General features: G+C 71.1%; 1 protein-coding gene. It reads left to right on the forward strand.

Going from position 1 to position 688, the window contains the following annotated elements:
• A partial coding sequence (locus tag TN53_RS41550) for a methyltransferase (RefSeq protein ID WP_046264080.1) occupies positions 1–662 on the forward strand: 662 nt, incomplete at its 5' end.
• Positions 663–688: the final 26 nt, after the last annotated feature.

A 688-nucleotide genomic window follows, 5' to 3' on the forward strand; every position in this document is an offset into this window, starting at 1 on the left:
CCCCGGGGGTCGTCCGCATGGGGGGGCCGCGGGCCGGCGGCGAGACCGAGGTGGCCGACAACCCGCACGGGGAGGGCATCGTCCGGGCCATCCCCGCGGTGTCGGTTCCCGCCGCGGACGCCGGTGTCGACGCGCTCGGCATCGCGGACGCCGGTGAGATCTCGATCCTCGACGTGGGCGGCGGCTCGGGCATCTACTCCTCGATCTGGCTGAAGGCCAACCCGGCCGCCCGCGCGGTCCAGCTCGACTGGGAGCCGATCAACGTGATCGCCCGCCGGCTGGTGGGGGAGCAGGGCGTCGGTGACCGCTTCACCACCCTCGACGGTGACTTCCACACCACCGACTTCGGCACCGGGCTGTACGACATCGCCGTCTACTCCCACATCGCCCACCAGGAGAACGCCCACAGCAACATCGAGGTCTTCACCCGGCTCCGCAAGGCTCTCAAGCCCGGCGGCGCCCTGGTGGTCGCCGACTACGTCGTCGACGAAGACCGCGGCGCCCCGGCGTTCCCGCTGCTCTTCGCCCTGGAGATGCTGCTCAAGAGCAACGAGGGCGGCACCTGGCGGCGCTCCGACTACCGCGACTGGCTGATCAAGGCAGGCTTCGAGGACGTGTCGTTCCACGCCGCGCCGCCCGCCACGATGGTCATCGCCCGCTAGCAGAAGGCCAGTTCGCTCTCATGGCC

The sequence above is a fragment of the Streptomyces sp. WM6386 genome, from assembly GCF_000972385.1.
GTDB lineage: Bacteria > Actinomycetota > Actinomycetes > Streptomycetales > Streptomycetaceae > Streptomyces.